At 68.3% G+C, this 16684-nt stretch carries 11 protein-coding genes; 5 read left to right on the top strand and 6 right to left on the bottom strand.

The features are described from left to right. Position 1 precedes the first annotated feature (1 nt). The gene (gene nirB / locus ACIQCM_RS09185) at positions 2-2644 is read right to left on the bottom strand and encodes a nitrite reductase large subunit NirB (RefSeq protein WP_400605971.1); all 2643 of its coding nucleotides are present in this window, start codon (positions 2642-2644) and stop codon (positions 2-4) included. Between the two features lie 279 nt (positions 2645-2923). Here nirB and nirD point away from each other — a divergent pair, with 279 nt between their 5' ends. Beyond that, positions 2924-3307, top strand: coding sequence for a nitrite reductase small subunit NirD (gene nirD / locus ACIQCM_RS09180; RefSeq protein WP_400605973.1), 384 nt, complete (start codon positions 2924-2926; stop codon positions 3305-3307). Here nirD and ACIQCM_RS09175 read toward each other — a convergent pair. Next, entirely contained in the window at positions 3304-5085 is a 1782-nt protein-coding gene (locus ACIQCM_RS09175) for a phospho-sugar mutase (protein ID WP_400605976.1), read from the bottom strand. The two genes, nirD and ACIQCM_RS09175, sit on opposite strands and share 4 nt — an antisense overlap. Positions 5086-5312: 227 nt before the next feature. On the opposite strand from ACIQCM_RS09175, the gene ACIQCM_RS09170 reads away from it, so the two are divergent. After that, positions 5313-6092, top strand: coding sequence for a FadR/GntR family transcriptional regulator (locus ACIQCM_RS09170; protein ID WP_400605979.1), 780 nt, complete (start codon positions 5313-5315; stop codon positions 6090-6092). A 37-nt stretch (positions 6093-6129) separates the two neighbouring features. Here ACIQCM_RS09170 and ACIQCM_RS09165 read toward each other — a convergent pair whose 3' ends face one another. Continuing rightward, positions 6130-6948, bottom strand: a complete 819-nt coding sequence (locus ACIQCM_RS09165; RefSeq protein WP_400605981.1) for a purine-nucleoside phosphorylase — start codon at positions 6946-6948, stop codon at positions 6130-6132. Between the two features lie 95 nt (positions 6949-7043). On the opposite strand from ACIQCM_RS09165, the gene ACIQCM_RS09160 reads away from it, so the two are divergent. Further along, positions 7044-8459: an NAD(P)H-quinone dehydrogenase gene (locus tag ACIQCM_RS09160; RefSeq protein WP_400605982.1), complete on the top strand. Its 1416-nt coding sequence runs from the start codon at positions 7044-7046 to the stop codon at positions 8457-8459. Between the two features lie 171 nt (positions 8460-8630). Then, complete coding sequence (locus tag ACIQCM_RS09155; RefSeq protein WP_400605984.1) at positions 8631-9737, top strand: hypothetical protein; 1107 nt, start codon at positions 8631-8633, stop codon at positions 9735-9737. 45 nt (positions 9738-9782) lie between these two features. Here the strand turns inward: ACIQCM_RS09155 and ACIQCM_RS09150 are convergent, their stop codons facing one another. The 3 genes from ACIQCM_RS09150 to ACIQCM_RS09140 are packed head-to-tail and all read right to left on the bottom strand — an operon-like array spanning position 9783 to position 14954. Further along, the gene (locus tag ACIQCM_RS09150) at positions 9783-11342 is read right to left on the bottom strand and encodes an FAD-dependent oxidoreductase (RefSeq protein ID WP_400605986.1); all 1560 of its coding nucleotides are present in this window, start codon (positions 11340-11342) and stop codon (positions 9783-9785) included. Then, positions 11339-13525, bottom strand: coding sequence for a molybdopterin oxidoreductase family protein (locus tag ACIQCM_RS09145; RefSeq protein ID WP_400605988.1), 2187 nt, complete (start codon positions 13523-13525; stop codon positions 11339-11341). The genes ACIQCM_RS09150 and ACIQCM_RS09145 overlap by 4 nt, the downstream gene beginning before the upstream one ends. A 1-nt stretch (position 13526) precedes the next feature. Further along, on the bottom strand, positions 13527-14954 hold the full coding sequence (locus ACIQCM_RS09140) for an MFS transporter (protein WP_400605990.1): 1428 nt from the start codon (positions 14952-14954) through the stop codon (positions 13527-13529). Between the two features lie 276 nt (positions 14955-15230). Between ACIQCM_RS09140 and ACIQCM_RS09135 the strand changes: the two genes are divergently transcribed. Beyond that, the gene (locus ACIQCM_RS09135; protein WP_400605993.1) at positions 15231-16643 is read left to right on the top strand and encodes an MFS transporter; all 1413 of its coding nucleotides are present in this window, start codon (positions 15231-15233) and stop codon (positions 16641-16643) included. The last annotated feature ends 41 nt before the right edge of the window (positions 16644-16684 follow it).

The following is a 16684-nucleotide window of genomic DNA, read 5'->3' as shown; positions in this document are numbered from 1 at the left end:
GCTATGCCTCGTTTCCGGCGGTTTCCGGGGCGCCTGGCCTGACGGGGATGGAAGCCCCGATCAGGACCTTGCCCTTCTCTTCCGGAGTGGCGGGGCGCATCTGGCCGCGCTCGTCCGGGACAAAGGTGATGGAGTCGTCCTTCTGGTCCGGGGCGTTGACGAAGGAACGGAACCGGCGCAGGCGCTCGGGGTCCTTGAGGGTGTCGGCCCACTCGTCGATGTAAGTGTCCACGTGCCTGGCCATGGCCGCCTCGAGGTCCTCGGCGATGCCCAGGGTGTCCTTGACCACCACGTCCTCGACGTGCTTGATGCCGCCGTCGAGCTCTTCCTGCCAGCGGGCCGTGCGCTGCAGGCGGTCCGCGGTGCGGATGTAGTACATGAAGTAGCGGTCGATGTACTTGATCAGCGTTTCGTCGTCGAGGTCCTTGGCGAGCAGCTGTGCGTGCGCGGGGGTTGCGCCGCCGTTGCCGCCGACGTACAGGTTCCAGCCGTCCGCGGTGGCGATCACGCCCACGTCCTTGCCGCGGGCCTCGGCGCATTCGCGGGCGCAGCCGGAAACACCCATTTTGAGCTTGTGCGGACTGCGCAGGCCGCGGTAGCGCAGCTCCAGCTTGATGGCCATGGCCACCGAATCCTGGACGCCGAAACGGCACCAGGTGGAACCGACGCAGGACTTTACCGTGCGCAGGCTCTTGCCGTAGGCCTGGCCGGATTCGAAGCCGGCGTCCACCAGTTCCTTCCAGATTTCGGGGAGCTGTTCCAGCCGGGCGCCGAACATGTCGATCCGCTGCCCGCCGGTGATCTTGGTGTACAAGTTGTACTTCTCGGCCACGGCGGCGATGACGCCGAGCTTCTTGGGCGTGATCTCACCGCCGGCGATGCGCGGGACCACCGAGTAGGTGCCGTCCTTCTGCATGTTGGCCAGGGCGCGGTCGTTGGTGTCCTGGAGGGTGCCGCGGCCGGCGTCCAGCACGTAGGCGCTGTTCTGGCTGGCCAGGATGTTCGCGATGGTCGGCTTGCAGATGTCGCAGCCGGCGCCGGTGCCGTACTTGGCCATGATCTCTTCGAAGGAGGTCAGTTCCAGGACGCGGATGGCATCGAAGAGTTCCTGGCGGGACAGTTCGATGTGCTCGCAGAGTGCCTTGGAGACCTCGACGCCGGACTTGGTGAGTTCGGTTTCCAGCAGCTTCTTGAGCATCGGAACACAGGAGCCGCACTGGGTGCCGGCGCGGGTGCAGCCCTTCAGCCCGCCGAGTTCCTGGACGGGTGCGTTGCCCTCGCAGGCGCCGCAGCCGTTGATGGCGTCGCGGATGCTTCCCGCGGTGACGTTGTTGCAGGAGCAGAGGGTGGCGTCGTCCGGCAGCTCGGTCTCGGGTGCGTCGCCGCCGCCGGCGGCGCTGAGGAACGCGCCGGGCTCGGCGGGAAGTTCGCGGCCGAGGAGCGGGCGGAGGCTCATGTACGGCGAGGCGTCGCCGACGAAGATGCCGCCCAGCAGGGTCTTGGCGTCGTCGGTGGTGACGATCTTCTGGTAGACGCCGCGGGCCGGGTCGGCGTAGACGATCTCGAGGGCGTGCTCGGTCTTGGCGAAGGCGTCACCGAAGCTGGCCACGTCCACGCCGGAGAGCTTCAGCTTGGTGGCGGTGTCGAATCCGGGGAACGTGGCCTCGCCGCCGTGGAGGCGGTCGGCAACGATCTCCGCCATGGTGTTGGCCGGAGCCACCAGGCCCAGGCACATGCCGCCGTAGTTGGCCACCTCGCCGATGGCCCAGATGCCGGGTACTTCGGTTTCGCAGTAGTCGTTGATGACCGCGCCGCCGCGGGGACCCAGGCTGAAGACCTGTTCCTCGCCCTCGGCGGCGCGGAAGAGTTCGTCGCGGGGCCGGACGCCGATGGCCACGATGACCATGTCCGCATCGATGATGCGGCCGTCGGCCATGAGGACGCCGGTGACCTGCCCTTCGGCGTCGGAGAGGACCTCGGACGGGAAGACGCCGCCGTGGACTTCGAAGCCCTTTTCCTTGATCAGCCGGCCCATTGCCTGGCCGGCACCTTCGTCGAGCTGCGTGGCCATCAGCCATTGTGAGCCGTCGATGACTACAGGGGTAGCGCCGAGCTGTTCGGTGCCGGCGGCGGATTCGAGGCCGAGCAGACCGCCGCCGATGGTGACTGCCCTGACTTTGCGGCCCAGCTTTTTGGTGAGCTCTGCGATGGACTTGTTAATGGCCCACACGTCCTCGAGGGTGCGGTAGACGTGGGTCAGTTCGTTGCCGGGGATGGGAAGCCGCGCCGCGTTCGAGCCTGTCGCGACCACCAGCTCGTCGTATGCAAAGGTGTTGCCCGCAGCGGTCTCAACCGTTTTGGCCCCGGCGTTGATCTTCACCACGCGCTCGCCGGTCTTCAGCTCCAGCGATTCGTGGTCCCACATGGACGCCTCACCCAGGGTGAGGTCGTAGTCCATGTCGGTGAGGGCTTTGGAGAGCGCCACCCGGTCGTAAGGGAGGTGGGCTTCCTCGGTGAGGACCGTGACATGCCAGCCCTCAAGCCCACGGGCATGCATGGCGTCCACGAAACGGTGGGCCGCAGGGCCGCCGCCGGCGACGACGATGCGGCGCGGAATCTCTGTGCGGGAAGTCTGTTCGGTCACTGGCGGGCCTTTCGCAAGGGCTGCAGGTGAATGCTGCGCAGCCTTCTTTGTCGAGTGTCCATCCAGACTAGGGAGCCGCAGTTTCGCTTCAGTTTCCCGATTGTTTCGCAGACTTAACTTCTGCATCACGAACGCGTTTCCGGCTCCGTGAGGTGGCTTTTACCCGCCGGACACATTCATCGCATGCCCTTGAAACACCCCGGCTCTACCGTGGAAAAAGGCTGCACTGACGGCCACTGCACCTGCAGGCACGGACCACCACGGGGAGAGGAGCCGGATATGACGGCAACACTGGAATTTGGGGCACTGGCTACCGGTACTGACACGGCCGCCGGAACTGCGGCCGCCGGCTGGCACCGGGTGTGCCCGCTTGCGGACCTGGAGCCCGCATGGGGCGAGGCGGCGCTTATCGCGGGGCGGCAGGTGGCACTGTTCCGCACTGCGGACAGTGTCTACGCCGTGGCGCAGGAAGACCCGGCCACGGGCGCGCATGTCATGGCGCGCGGCATCCTGGGCTCGAAGGGAAGCCGTCTGACCATTGCCTCCCCGCTGCACAAAGAGGTCTACGACCTGGAAACGGGAGAGTGCTTCAGTACGCCCGGGCTCGGCCTGGCCACCTTCCGCACCCGCCTCACCGGGGGCTGGGTGGAAGTGGAACTTTAGAGCCCCAGCGCCTCACTCACGTCGCGCAACACCTCGTCGAGGGCTGCCCGGGCCGCCTGCCGCGCCCCGGGAAGTTCCGCGGCGGAGCCCACCTCATGGATGACTTCCAGGTAGCACTTGAGCTTGGGCTCGGTGCCGCTCGGCCTGATGATCACGCGGGTCAGGTCGCGGGTGATGTAAAGCAGGCCGTCCGTGGGCGGCAGCTGCTCCGAGCCCTCGGCCAGGTCAGCATAGACTGTCACGGCTGATGAACCGAACGATTCCGGCGGGGACACCCGCAGCCGGTTCATCATGGCGTCCAGCAGGCCCAGGTCCGCCACGCGGATGCTGAGCTGGTCACTGGCGTGCAGGCCGTGCTGGAGGTAGAGCTCGTCCAGCGTGTCGAAGACGGTTTTCCCGGCTGCCTTGGCGGCTGCGGCGAGTTCGGCGATCAGCAGCGCAGCCGAGATGCCGTCCTTGTCCTTGACGAGCTCCGGCGCCACACAGTAGCCGAGCGCTTCTTCGTAGCCATACACCAGGCCGGGAACCCGAGAAATCCATTTGAATCCGGTCAGGGTTTCCTCGTGGGCGTATCCCGCTGCGGCGGCGACGCGTGCCAGAAGGCGGGAGGAGACGATGGAGTTGGCGAAGACGCCGCGGTTTGCATCCCCGGCGGCTGTTTCGCCGGGGTGGGAAGCGCCGGCGTCCGCAGCATCTGCTGCCGCCAGGCGGGCCGCCACGTGGGCGCCCAGGAGCGCGCCCACTTCATCCCCGCGGAGCATACGCCAGGCGCCGGTGTCCGGATCCTTGGCTGCCACGGCGGCCCGGTCCGCGTCCGGATCGTTCGCGATGACGAGGTCCGCGTCCAGCCGGCCGGCGGTTTCCAGTGCCAGGTCCAGGGCGCCGGGTTCCTCGGGGTTGGGGAAATTGACCGTGGGAAAATCCGGGTCCGGATCGGCCTGCTCAGCCACCAGCGTGACGTCGTTGAATCCCGCAGCGGCCAGGACGGCCAGGGCCGTTTCGCCGCCCACCCCGTGCATCGGGGTGAGGACAATGCGCAGGTCCCGCGCCGGGAAGTGTTCCGGCCGGGCCAGGGCCGCCGTGTCGCGCAGGTACCCGGCGGCCAGGTCGTCTCCCAGGACCGTCCAGCCGTCCGCGGCCAGGGCGATGGAGTCAAGCGTTCCCACGGCCGCGATCCGGGCCGCGATCCGGGCGTCGTACGGAGCCACGATCTGGGCGCCGTTGCCGCTTTCCGGAACGGCGTGCCGCCCCAGGTAGACCTTGTAGCCGTTGTCCTGCGGCGGGTTGTGGCTGGCAGTGACCATCACCCCGCCGTCGCACTCGAGCGCCCGCACCGCGTAGGCCAGCAGGGGAGTGGGCAGGGCCGCGGGCATCAGGAACGTCTCGATGCCGGCGGCGGTGAAGATCGCGGCGCTCTCCTGGGCAAAGATGTCGGAGTTGTGCCGGGCGTCGTAGCCGACGACGGCGCGCGGCCGGGTTCCGGGGGAAGCCTCGCGGACCGTCCGGACCAGGAAGTCCGCGAAGCCTGCCGCGGTGCGGCGCACCACCACGCGGTTCATCCGGTTCGGCCCGGGTCCGAGGGCTGCCCGGAGTCCGGCCGTACCGAACTGGAGCGTGCCGTTGAAGCTGTCCTCAAGTTCCTGCAGCGCTGCCGGAACACCTTCCTCCGCGAGCCGGAGCAGGTCGAGCAGGGCCGCGGCTGTGGCGGCGTCAGGGTCCTGGGCAGCCCACCCGCGGGCTTCATCGAGCAGGCGGAGCGTGGGATCGGAAGACGTCATGGTCCTAACGCTATCGTCATTGCCCTGCCTCGGCTGCAATCCAAGCCGCTTCGGGCAGCTGCAGCCCCCCGGCGGGACGTGAACAGGCGCACATTTGTCCAGGAAACGGGCGACGGGGACCGGCCTGCCCGGATTGCGTAAGGTGGGATGGCCGGACGCTCCGCTGCGTCCGCCCGTCCCTGCAATAAGGTAGGCGGAACAGTTGCCCTGCCGCGGAAGGAACCAGAGTGACAGCCGGAGAAGCCGGTGCGGCCCCCCGCGGCCGCACGCATGACGCCCTTCTAAAGGACATCGAGGCGGACCTTCGCTCGGGCAGGATCAAGCTGGGCGACCGGCTTCCCGGTGAGCGTGCGCTGGCCGAGGCTTACGGCATTTCCCGGGCCTCGGTCCGCGAGGCCATCCGCGTGCTGGATGCCATGGGCGTGCTGCGCCGGTCGGTCGGCTCCGGACCCACCTCGGGGGCCATCGTCATCTCCGACCCTTCGGTGGGGCTCTCGTCGGCTCTCCGGCTGCACGTGGCCAGCAGCCGGCTGCCCGTGGCGGACATCGTGGAGACACGCATCCTCCTGGAGACGTGGTCCGCCAGGGCGGCCGCGGCCAGGGAGGTGTCCGACGAAGACCTGGCCCAGGCAGCCGGCCTGCTGCACGCCATGGACAACACCGGCATCGACCGGGCAACGTTCCATGAGCTCGATGCGCGCTTCCATGTGGCGCTCAGTTCGCTGGCCGGAAACGCCGTGGTGGCCACGATGATGGAGTCCCTCAGCGGGTCCATCGTGGGATACGTCAAGGGCGCCATGGGAGCCATGGAGGACTGGCCGGAGGTCCTTGCCGTGCTGCGGGCCCAGCACCATGGAATCTTCGATGCCGTCCGGGCCCGCGACGGCGACCTCGCCGCGCGGCTCCTGGAGGAGCACATCGAGTGGTTCCACCAGCAGGCGAAGGCGGCAACGGGCGGCGCCGTCCCCGACCCCAACGGCAGCGCGGGGTCACTTCCGGCCGGATGACACGCCGTCATCGGGCCGGGAGTGACCCCGCGTTCGGCTAAAGCCGGGAGATGATCCCCGCCAGCAGCCTGGAGATCCGGGGGCCGGCCGCCTGGCCGGACTCGATGACCTCCTGGTGGCTCAGCGGCTGGGGGCTGATGCCGGCGGCAAGGTTGGTGACCAGCGAAATCCCGAACACCTCCATGCCCGCATGCCGGCCCGCGATGGCTTCCAGCGCCGTCGACATGCCGATCAGGTCGGCGCCGATGCGCTTGGCGTACTGCACTTCGGCGGGGGTCTCGTAGTGCGGACCGGGGAACTGGGCGTAGACGCCCTCGGCCAGCGTGGGGTCGACTTCGCGCGCCAGGCCGCGGATGCGGGGCGAATACAGGTCCGTGAGGTCCACGAAGGTGGCACCTTCCAGCGGTGACGCGGCAGTCAGGTTGATGTGGTCGCTGATCAGCACGGGCGTGCCGGGGGCCCAGTCCTCGTTGAGCCCGCCGCAGCCGTTGGTGAGGACCAGGGTCGTGCAGCCTGCGGCGGCAGCCACGCGGATGCCGTGCACCACGGAACGGACGCCCTTGCCCTCGTAGTAGTGCGTCCGCGCACCGAGCACCAAAGCGCGCTTGCCCTCGGAGGTAAGGACGGAGCGGATGGTGCCCACGTGCCCTTCCACGGCCGGTGCGTGGAATCCCGGCACCTCCTGGGCGGACAGGGTTGCAGTGGTGTCGCCGATCAGGTCAGCGGCCTCGCCCCAGCCGGAGCCGAGGACAAGGGCGACGTCGTGGCTGTCCACGCCCGTTTCCTCGGCGATGTAGTCGGCGGCTGCGCGCGCGGCGGCGAAAGGATCCGTGTTCAGGAAGTCTGTTGTACTCACTGGTACAAGTTATCCTGCCGTTCCCGCTGCGCCCACCCCGGCCGCCCCTGGGGATTCTTGGCCCTCCGGTGCCGGATGGGCGAGAATGGTTGATTGTGACTACGCATCCAGATTTCAGTTCTCCCCGGATCGCAATCCTGGGAGGTGGTCCGGGCGGATACGAGGCCGCCATGGTGGCCGCCTCGCTCGGAGCGCAGGTGACCATCATCGAGCGCGCCGGCCTGGGCGGCTCGGCCGTCCTGACCGACGTGGTCCCGTCCAAGACCCTGATCGCCACGGCTGACCTGATGACGCGCGTGGGCGAGGCGGGGGAGCTGGGCGTGAAGTTCGACGTCGACGGCGGAGACTTCGTGCCGGTCATGCGGGCGGACCTCAAACACATCAACGACCGCCTGCTGAACCTGGCCCGCAGCCAGTCCAAGGACATCCACGACGGCCTGGAGCATCAGGGCGTGCGTATCTTGGCGGGCTCCGGCCGGCTGCTGGACAACCACACCATCGAGGTCCTCACCGCAGAGGGCACCGAGACCGTGGAAGCAGACACCATCCTGCTGGCCGTCGGCGCCCACCCGCGTGAGCTGGCCACCGCACGCCCGGACGGTGAGCGGATCCTGAACTGGACGCAGATCTACAACCTGGACGAACTCCCCGAGGACCTGATCGTGGTGGGCTCCGGCGTGACGGGCGCTGAGTTCGCCTCCGCCTACAACGGACTCGGGTCGAAGGTCACGCTGATCTCCAGCCGTGACCGCGTCCTGCCGGGTTCGGACACGGATGCCGCGGTGGTCCTGGAGGAGGTCTTCGAGCGCCGGGGCGTGCGGGTCCTCTCGCGGTCCCGCGCGGAGTCGGTGGAAAGGACGGACGACGGCGTAGTGGTCACCCTGGGTGACGGCACGAAGGTCACCGGCAGCCACTGCCTGCTCTGCCTGGGGTCCATTCCCAACACCGCGGGCATCGGGCTGGAGGAAGCCGGCGTGGCTGTCAGCGAAAGCGGCCACATCAAGGTGGACGGCGTTTCCCGCACCACCGCGCCGAATATCTATGCCGCCGGTGACTGCACCGGTGTCCTGCCGTTGGCCTCGGTGGCCGCCATGCAGGGCCGCATCGCCGTGGCGCACTTCATGGGTGACACCGTCACGCCGCTGAAGCTGCACCAGGTGGCGTCCAACATCTTCACGTCCCCCGAAATCGCCAACGTGGGTGTCTCCGAGGCGGAGATCGACGCCGGCAAGTACCAGGGCGACATCATCAAGCTTTCGCTGCGCAGCAACGCCCGTGCCAAGATGCGCAACCACCGGGACGGCTTCGTCAAGATCTTCGCCCGCAAGGGTTCCGGAACCGTCATTGGTGGCGTAGTGGTGGGCCCGAACGCTTCCGAGCTGATCTTCCCGATCGCGATCGCCGTGAAGCAGAAGCTGCACGTGGACGATGTGGCGAGCACCTTCACGGTCTACCCGTCGCTGACCGGATCCATCTCCGAGGCTGCCCGCCGCCTGCACGTGCACCTGTAACCACCTGCAGGACGGGCATCCGGGGGCGGCCCCGGGACCGGGGGGCGGCCGCGCATTGGCGGCCTCCCTCCTCAACGAAGGCCTCGGGATACCCGGTGCCGCGGCCAGTATCGGCCCGAAGCGGTACTTTGGACCCTAGGGGGACCAGCCCCGCAGCGTCACACTGGCCCTATGTGTCCCCACCGCGTCCGGATTCCGTTGCCCACCCCCCGGTTTGCCGTCAGGCTGTTGGCAGGTGGGGCCTTCGTACTGCTGGCCGCGTCCTGCTCGCCGCCGGCCGGACCGAATGCGGGTTCTCCGCCGTCGACGGGCGGACCGGGCGCGGCACCCGTCACCGGCAGCCCGGCTTGCGATCTCATCACGCCGGAGATCGCGGCACAGGTTGTGCCCGGCCTGGAACCGTCGGGCCCGTATGGCGGGGCCAGGCCCCCTGGGAGCAAGGCCGACCAGTGTTCCTACTGGGCCAAGTCAGACACGGGCATGACTGCGCTGTCCGTGGCGCTGGTTTCGCCTGCGTCGGAGGAGGACATCGCCAAAGCGAAGGCCACGTCCGACTGCGCACCGGTGACAGGCATTGGTGACTTCGCATGCCTCCAGTGGACCGGATATTTCCGCGGTGACATCGGTGGTGCATCGGCGAACGTGGTCCTGACGGCCGTCCGCGGAACCGAAACGCTCGAAATGCCTTATGTCACCGGGCCGCCCACGGAGGGTGGCAGTGCTCCTGACGGCAATGCCATTGCGCGGGCCCTCGCCCAGGCCGCCGTGGACGCCGGCTGGGGAAACGGGGCTCCGCTCACCGTTCCGGCCGCTCCGCCGGTGGGCCCGCCGGCTACGACCAGCAACCCGGTCTGCGCAATGTTCAGTGCCGCTGAGGTCAGGAACGCCTTTGGAGCGTCCAAGGAGCCGCAACTGCTTCCGGGCGAGGTCAGCTGCCGCTATACGTTTGGAGACCTGGGGACGCCGGGGCCGGATTCGACGATTTTCGTCGCCGAAGTCCTCCAGGCTTCATCTTCGAGCCCCGCCGTCCCGATGATGAAAGGGGAGCCGGTTACAGGAATCGGGGACAGGGCGACGTTCTCGATGAGCACCGAGCCCCCTGGCGCCAAGTCGCTTCGACCGTCCGGGGACGTGCCCATCACGGTCCTGACCATCCAGGCAGTCAGCGGGCGCACTTTGGCCACATTTGTCGCGCAGGTCCTGATTTCCCCGTCCGGACCGTCCGCCGAGGAGACCAGGGAACAACTCATCAACCTTGTCCGCCGCGCCAAATTCTGACGCCGGCCGGCCCCGCCCGAAGCAGTTCGGGCAGCGCCGGCCTGCTCACGCGGCAGAAACCGCCTGGAAGTGCTTTTCGATCAGCCCCTTGATGTCCTCATGGCAGCCGCCGCAGCCGGTGCCGGCGCGGGTAACCTTGGAGACCTCGCCCAGGGTGGCGCAGCCGCCGGCCACGGCGTCAGCGATGGTGCCGCCGGCCACCCCGGCGCAGCGGCACACGGTGCCCGCCGGATCCGCCGCTGCGGTGGCCAGCTGGTCGGGGCCGTCCAGGCGCAGCAGGAGCGACCGGTCTGCGGGCAGTTCGGCGGAGCGCTCGAACAGTCCTACCAGTTCCGCTGCCGTCCGCGGCATGCCCACCGCCACCAGCCCTTCCAGGACGCCCCCGCGGGTGGTCATCTTCACGTAGCGGCCGTGTTCCGGATCCGCCCATTGGGCCACCTGCAGGCGCGGCCGGCCCTCCACCGCTCCGGCTGTGAGCGCCTCTTCGTCCCAGGGGTCGGCGCCATTGTCCCCGGCCAACGCCAGGTTCATGCCCCGGGCCTTGAGGACGATGACGCCCGGCCTTTCGGCGGGCAGCTCGGGGAGCAGGCCGGCATCCTCCGGCAAACCGGAGGCCAGCAACGTCAGGTACCCGGCCAGCCATTCGGCCTGCCGCCACCCCGGGCCCACCAGCCCGGACGGGCCCTGCGCGCCGCGGCATTCGGCGCAGCCGGGATCCGGGCAGCGCACCTCCGCGCAGTCCCCGATGGCAAAGATGTGCGGCTCGTGGTGGGCGCGGAGCCGGTGGTCCACCAGGATCCCGGAGCCGGTGGACAACCCGCAGCCTTCGGCGAGTTCGGTGCGGGGGCGCACACCGCACGAAATGACCAGGAGGTCGCCGTCAATCGCGGAACCGTCGTCCAGCAGCAGGGCCGAGAACCCGCCGTCGGGCGCGTTATGTTCCACCCCCGTTGACCGCGCGTTGCCGGCCACCCGGACGCCGCAGCGGCGCAGCCCCGCAGCCAGCACGGCGCCGCCGCCCTGGTCGATGCTGCGGCCCAGCGGGTGCGGTCCGTTGTGGACCACCGTGACGGTGGCGCCCTCCTCGGCCGCAGCCAGCGCGGTTTCCAGGCCCAGCACGCCGCCGCCCAGCACCACCACGCGCTTGCCGCCGGCCACGGCCTGCCGGAGCACGCCGGCGTCGCGCAGGTCGCGCAGCGCGGTCACTCCGGCCGGAAGCACAGGTGAGGAGGGGTCCGGGTTGATACCGGTGAGATTGGGGATGACGGGCCGGGAGCCGGTAACAAACACCAGCCGGTCGTAGCCGGCACGGGATCCGTCAGAGAGCAGGACCTGCTGCCGGGCGCGGTCCACCCGCTTCGCCCGGACGCCCAGCCGGACGTCCACGCCGTCCGCGGCCAGCGCCACGGCATCGGCCAGCGCCAGGGCGTCCATGGTGGTGCGGCCCACGCCCAGGTCAGCGACCAGCACGCGGTTGTAGGCCGCGGATGTTTCTTCGCCCACCACGGTGAGGCGCACCTGGCCGGCGCGCACGGCGGGCAGGAGCTCGTCCACCAGCCGGGCCGCGACCGGGCCGAAACCCACTATGACAATCTGCTCGCTCATGAGGCCTCCATCGTCTGCAGCATGCTGGCGGACGCGGGTGCGGCCACCGGCCGGACCCACACCTGGTTGGACTTGAATTCGGGCATCCCGGAGATAGGGTCCGTGGCGGCCTCGGTCAGCCGGTTGGCGCTCTCCGGCCCGGGGAAGTGGAACGGCAGGAAGACCGTTTCCGGGCGGATGGCCGGGCTCAGTTCCGCCGCGCACACCACCTCGCCACGCCCGTTGGACGCTGACACCAGCGCCCCCTCGGTGATCCCCAGGGCTGCGGCTGCGGCTGGGTGGATCTGCAGCTTGGCCTCCGGACGCGCGGCCAGCAGTTCGGCCACCCGCCGGGTTTGCGAGCCGGACTGGTAATGCTCCAGGAGGCGGCCGGTGATCAGGGTCATTTCCTTCGCTTCGGCGTCAGGGCCTCCTGCGGACGTACGACGGCGGCGCGGCGCCACCGGGACCAGGGCCGCCTTGCCGTCGGGGTGCGCAAAGTGGTCCAGGAACAGGCGTGGCGTGCCGGTGCTGCCGGCAGGATAGGGCCAGTACGCGGCTTCGCCGCGGTCCAGCATGGCGTAGTCGATTCCGGAGTAGTCCGCGAGCCCGCCGGCGGAGGCAGAGCGCAGCTCCTCGAAGACCGTTTCCGGGTCCTCGCTGAACGTGGAGGGTGCGCCCAGCCGCTCCGCGAGCCGGGCCATGATCCAGAGTTCACTCCGGGCTCCGGCGGGCGGGGCCAGGGCGCGGCGGCGGCGCAGGACCCGGCCTTCGAGGTTGGTCAGGGTGCCTTCCTCCTCGGCCCACTGGAGCACCGGCAGCACCAGGTCGGCCTCCGCCGCCGTCTCGGACATGAAGAAGTCGCAGACCATCAGGAAGTCCAGGCTTCGCAGGCCCGCGATGACGCTGGTGGCATCCGGCGAGGCGACCGCGATGTTGGAGGCGTGGACGAAGAGGCAGCGGACGCCGTCGGGCTGTCCCAGCGACTTCAGCAGCTGGACCGCGGGCAGGCCGGGGCCGGGAATGGTTTCCTCCGGAACACCCCAAACGCGGGCCATGTGGGCCCGGGCGGCGGGGTCGGTGATCTTGCGGTAGCCGGGAAGCTGGTCTGCCTTCTGGCCGTGTTCCCGGCCGCCCTGGCCGTTGCCCTGGCCGGTAAGCGTGCCGTAGCCGCTGCGGGCCGAGCCGGGCAGGCCCAGGAGGAGGCTGAGGTTGATGGCGGCAGTGGCGGTGTCCGTCCCGTCCACGTGCTGCTCAACGCCGCGGCCGGTCAGGATGTAGCTGCCGCCTTGCCGGGCACCGGCGGCCAGGCGGCGCGCGGTGTCCCGGATCAGGCCTGCCGGGACACCCGTGAGCGACTGAACGCGTTCGGGCCAGTACGCGTTGATGCTGCGGGCCACGGCGTCGAAGCCGGAGGTACGGTCCTGGAGGAAGGCCGTGTCCGCGAGGTTTTCGTGGATGACAACGTGGGAGATGCCCAGGAGGAGGGCCAGGTCGGTGCCCGGCCGGGGCTGCAGGTGGAGCCCGCCGCCGTCGTTGGTGAACGCAGCCGTGGCGGAGCGGCGCGGATCCACCACGATCAGCCCGCCGGCGTCGCGCACTCCCTGGAGGTGCTGCATGAACGGCGGCATGGTCTCCGCCACGTTGGAGCCGAGCATCAGGATGGTGCTGGCGGTGTCCAGGGCTTCCAGCGGGAAGGGCAGGCCGCGGTCAACGCCGAACGCGCGCATTCCTGCTGCTGCGGCGGAGGACATGCAGAACCGGCCGTTGTAGTCGATGCGCGAGGTACCCAGTGCGACACGGGCGAATTTGCCCAGCATGTACGCCTTTTCGTTGGTGAGGCCCCCGCCGCCGAACACGCCGACGGCGTCCGCACCGTGGCGTGCACGGGCGTCCCTGACGGACTGCGCGGCAAGGTCCAGCGCCTGGTCCCAGCCAATGGGCCGGTGGATGCCGTCGGGGCCCTTGAGCAGCGGCTCGGTGATCCGGCCCGGATGGTTCAGCAGCGTGGCGGACGTCCATCCTTTGCGGCAGAGGCCGCCGCGGTTGGTGGGGAAGTCGCGGCCCGAAACCTCCAGCAGGGGAGCCAGGGCCACGGGGACAGGCCCCGGCGCGGCGGCCGGGGCCTGCTCCTTGGCAGGAGTGAGCGTCATGGCGCACTGCAGGGCGCAGTAGGGGCAGTGCGTGTTGGCGCTTGTGGTCATGTTAGACGTGTCCCATCGCATTCCGGTTGGCGTTGCGGATGTAGAAGAACCAGCACACGGACAGCATCACGACGTACGCTCCAACGAAGCCGTAGAACGCCGGGGTGTAGGAACCGCTGGCGGTGTTGGAGGCATTGAGCACCTGGGGGATCACGAACCCTCCGTAGGCGCCGATGGCCGAGATCAGGCCCAGCGCCGAGGACGCCAGCCGCTGCGTTGCCACCGAACTGGCACCTGAGCGTGCCGCCCGGCTGGAGGTAGCGAAGATGACCGGGATCATGCGGTATGTCGCACCGTTTCCGAATCCGCTGGCGGTGAAGAGCATCAGGAACAGGGCCAGGAAGAGCCAGAAGTTCTTCAGCGGAAGCGTCCACACCATCACCAGCGTGATGACGGCCATGGCCGCGAAGGCGCTGACAGTCATCCGGGCCCCTCCCATGCGGTCAGCCATCCGGCCGCCGTAGGGCCGGGCCAGGGATCCCACCAGGGGACCCAGGAAGGCCAGCGAGAGGGCCACGGTTCCCAGCCCGATGGTGGAGAATTCCGGGAAGTAGTCCTTGATGAGCTTGGGGAACACACCGGCGAATCCGATGAAGGAACCGAATGTGCCGATGTACAGCAGGGCCATGATCCACAGGTGCGGTTCCTTCACCGCGGCGATCGATCCGGCTACGTCCCCCTTGGCGCTGGTGAGGTTGTCCATGTACTTGAACGCGCCGAACGCGGCGATGATGATCAGCGGAACCCACATCAGGCCGGCCATCGGCAGGTTGACGCTTCCGGCGCCCAGCAGGGTGATCGCCACCGGGACGGCAAGCTGTGCGACGGCCGCACCCAGGTTGCCGCCGGCCGCATTCAGTCCGAGCGCCCAGCCTTTCTCCCGGGCGGGGTAGAAGAAGGTGATGTTTGCCATCGAGCTGGCGAAGTTGCCGCCGCCGAAACCGGCAAGGGCTGCCACCAGGAGCATGACTCCGAAGGGGGTCTGCGGGTTGGACACACACAGTGCCAGGCCCACGGAGGGGATCAGCAGGAGCAGGGCGGAGACGATGGTCCAGTTGCGGCCGCCGAAGCGGGGGACCATGAAGGTGTAGGGGATCCGGAGCGTGGCGCCCACCAGGCTGGGCATCGAAATAAGCCAAAAAATTTCGGATGTGGTGAACGAGAACCCTGCGGCGGGGAGCTGGACCACCACGATGGACCAGAGCTGCCACACCACGAAGCCCAGGAATTCGGCAAAGATGGACCAGTTAAGGTTGCGGCGGGCGATGGAGCGCCCGGCGCTGTCCCACTGTCCGCGGTTCTCGGCATCCCAGTTGGCGATCCAGCGGCCAGGGCGGAAATCCAGTGCCGCTGCGGCTGCGGGACGCGTTGCGTCGTCAAGGTCCAGGGAATGTCCGGTACCGGCACCTGCGGTTCGGTCATCAGTCACGGGGTACCTCCTGTTGGGGGATGTTGTTCCTCCAAGGTAGGGACGGCGCGTTTCGCGGACCGACGCCGCGTGTTAACACGCTGTGACATTTGCCTATCTGCGTTCCCGGGCGGGGGTGAGGGCACTCGCGGCGCCTTCGCGCGACACGCCTGTCCGCATTGTGGACCTTTTGTCCAATGACTGGACGCCGCCAAGTAATATCGAACTCTACGTAATGCATCCCATGCATGCCGGGCTGATCAATGTCCGGCCGGTTTCTCACGAAAGCGCGCTTACATGTCCTCACTCGAAACCACGACGGAGCCGGGATCGGCACAACCGGTCAACTCCAAGGGCAAAGTAATCTTTGCCAGCCTCATCGGCACCACGATTGAGTTTTACGACTTCTACATCTATGCCACGGCGTCCGTCCTGGTGTTCCCCAAGCTGTTCTTCCCGAACGCTACGGACATCAACGCCCTCCTGAGCTCGTTCGCCATCTTCGGCGTCGCCTTCATCGCCCGCCCGGTCGGGTCCGTGCTCTTTGGCCACTTCGGCGACAAGTTCGGCCGCAAGGGCACCCTGGTGGCTTCCCTGCTCACCATGGGCATCGCGACCTTCCTGATCGGGTTGCTCCCCACGGCGTCACTGCCCGGCTGGGCCGTCCTGGCCCCGCTTATGCTGGTGGTGCTCCGCTTCGCCCAGGGCCTGGCCCTCGGCGGCGAATGGTCCGGCGCAGCGCTGCTGGCCACCGAAAACGCCCCCAAAGGCAAGCGCGCAGTCTATGGAACCTTCCCGCAGTTGGGCGCCCCGATCGGCTTCATCCTGGCCAACCTGCTGTTCATCTGGTTGAATTTCGCCCTCAGCCCGGAGGCCTTCCTCGCCTGGGGCTGGCGCGTACCGTTCCTGCTCAGCGCCGTCCTGGTGGTGGTTGGCCTGTATGTCCGGCTGAAGCTCGTTGAAAGCCTTTCGTTCCAGAAGGTCCTGAACGAGGACAAGGTGGCGAAGATTCCGTTCTTCGCCACGTTCAAGGGCCACTGGCGGCCGGTTCTCGCGGGCACCTTCATCATGTTTGCCACCTACGTCCTGTTCTACGTCATGACGTCGTTCACGCTGACGTACGGCACCAAGCCGGCATCCGTCGAAGCCGCCCAGGCAGCAGCAGAGAAGGCCGGCAAGCCAATGTCCGCGGCTGAAGTGGCCAACTTTGTTCCCGGCCTCGGCATCCCGAGGGGAGACTTTCTCTGGATGCTGATCCTCGGCGTCGTCTTCTTCGGTATCTTCACCCTGGTCTCGGGTCCGCTGGCCGAGAAGTGGGGGCGCCGGAAGTTCCTGCTCGGCGTCACCGCGGGTATCTTCGTCTTCGGTATCTTCTGGTTCACCATGTTCGGACCGGGTACGGCGGCGGCTGTCGTCGGCCTCATCGTCGGCTTCACTCTGATGGGCCTGACCTTCGGACCCATGGCGGCGATCCTGCCGGAGCTGTTCCCGGCCAACGTCCGGTACACCGGCTCCGCTGTCGCCTACAACCTCTCCAGCGTCATTGGCGCGGCACCGGCGTCGTTCGTGGCCATTGCGCTGTGGCAGGCGGCCGGGGGAGGCACCTGGCTGGTCGGCCTCTACATGGCGGCTGCCGCGGTGCTCACCTTCATCGCACTGTGGATGACCCGCGAGACCAAGAACACCGATTACGAGAACAACGTGGCCTGACATACCGGACTGCTTTGCGCTGGAATGCCCGGTGTGCTCCC

The organism is Pseudarthrobacter sp. NPDC092439, assembly GCF_044754945.1.
GTDB lineage: Bacteria > Actinomycetota > Actinomycetes > Actinomycetales > Micrococcaceae > Arthrobacter.
This window is presented reverse-complemented; position numbering and strand designations above follow the sequence as displayed.

Coding starts and splice junctions, on each gene's coding strand:
- ACIQCM_RS09145 (WP_400605988.1), bottom strand. CDS start 13,525: ATGACCACAAGCGCCAACACGCACTGCCCCTACTGCGCCCTGCAGTGC.
- ACIQCM_RS09135 (WP_400605993.1), top strand. CDS start 15,231: ATGTCCTCACTCGAAACCACGACGGAGCCGGGATCGGCACAACCGGTC.
- ACIQCM_RS09155 (WP_400605984.1), top strand. CDS start 8,631: ATGTGTCCCCACCGCGTCCGGATTCCGTTGCCCACCCCCCGGTTTGCC.
- nirD (WP_400605973.1), top strand. CDS start 2,924: ATGACGGCAACACTGGAATTTGGGGCACTGGCTACCGGTACTGACACG.
- ACIQCM_RS09175 (WP_400605976.1), bottom strand. CDS start 5,085: ATGACGTCTTCCGATCCCACGCTCCGCCTGCTCGATGAAGCCCGCGGG.
- ACIQCM_RS09150 (WP_400605986.1), bottom strand. CDS start 11,342: ATGAGCGAGCAGATTGTCATAGTGGGTTTCGGCCCGGTCGCGGCCCGG.